Annotated in this window: 1 rRNA gene; it reads right to left on the bottom strand. The window is 53.4% G+C overall.

Annotation, left to right across the window (positions count from 1 at the left end):
• Positions 1 to 298 precede the first annotated feature (298 nt).
• Positions 299 to 1,365: ribosomal RNA gene (locus QP908_RS11545) — 16S ribosomal RNA — on the bottom strand; the annotation flags it as partial.

Below are 1,365 nucleotides of genomic sequence, written 5' to 3'. Positions count from 1 at the left end.
GGCATCCATCAACCAGTCAGGCACACAAAAAAGGGGATAATGCCCCAGACACCCAACAATGCACCAACAACTTATTCACAACATTATATTTTGTATACATGGACACTTTTACGCATGCCACAAAGCACCGTTTAAACACTCAGTACTGCTGATTAAGGTGCATGTCCTACCCGGAATTTCCAAACAATCGGTGGCAGCAGAACACTCGCCTACTCAACCACCAACCCACACCAACTGTGTGGGCAACCCACAACTATGGGTCCTGGCTGCAACTGCAGCCTACAAAAAAGCTCCTTAGAAAGGAGGTGATCCACCCGCACCTTCCGGTACGGGTACCTTGTTACGACTTCGTCCCAATCGCCGATCCCACCTTCGACGGCTCCCTAACACGTTTAGGCCACCGGCTTCGGGTGTTACCAACTTTCATGACGTGACGGGCGGTGTGTACAAGGCCCGGGAACGTATTCACCGCAGCATTGCTGATCTGCGATTACTAGCGACTCCGACTTCATGGGGTCGAGTTGCAGACCCCAATCCGAACTAAGACCGGCTTTCAGCGATTCGCTCCACCTCACAGTGTCGCAGCGCATTGTACCGACCATTGTAGCATGTGTGAAGCCCTGGACATAAGGGGCATGATGATTTGACGTCATCCCCACCTTCCTCCGAGTTAACCCCGGCAGTCTCTCATGAGTCCCCAACCAAATGCTGGCAACATAAGACAAGGGTTGCGCTCGTTGCGGGACTTAACCCAACATCTCACGACACGAGCTGACGACAACCATGCACCACCTGTACACCAACCACAAAGGGAAACTACATCTCTGCAGCGATCTAGTGTATGTCAAGCCCAGGTAAGGTTCTTCGCGTTGCATCGAATTAATCCACATGCTCCGCCGCTTGTGCGGGCCCCCGTCAATTCCTTTGAGTTTTAGCCTTGCGGCCGTACTCCCCAGGCGGGGCGCTTAATGCGTTAGCTACGGCACGAAAGTCGTAGAAAGACCCTCACACCTAGCGCCCACCGTTTACGGCATGGACTACCAGGGTATCTAATCCTGTTCGCTACCCATGCTTTCGCTCCTCAGCGTCAGTAACTGCCCAGTAACCTGCCTTCGCCATCGGTGTTCCTCCTGATATCTGCGCATTTCACCGCTACACCAGGAATTCCAGTTACCCCTACAGCACTCAAGTTATGCCCGTATCGCCTGCACGCCCGGAGTTAAGCCCCAGAATTTCACAGACGACGCGACAAACCACCTACGAGCCCTTTACGCCCAGTAATTCCGGACAACGCTCGCACCCTACGTATTACCGCGGCTGCTGGCACGTAGTTAGCCGGTGCTTCTTATCTAGGTACCGTCACAA

This window comes from Corynebacterium sp. MSK204 (genome assembly GCF_030229885.1).
In the GTDB taxonomy this organism is placed as follows: domain Bacteria; phylum Actinomycetota; class Actinomycetes; order Mycobacteriales; family Mycobacteriaceae; genus Corynebacterium.
The sequence above is the reverse complement of the archived record's forward strand: the minus strand, read 5'-3'. Positions and strand labels throughout refer to the sequence as shown.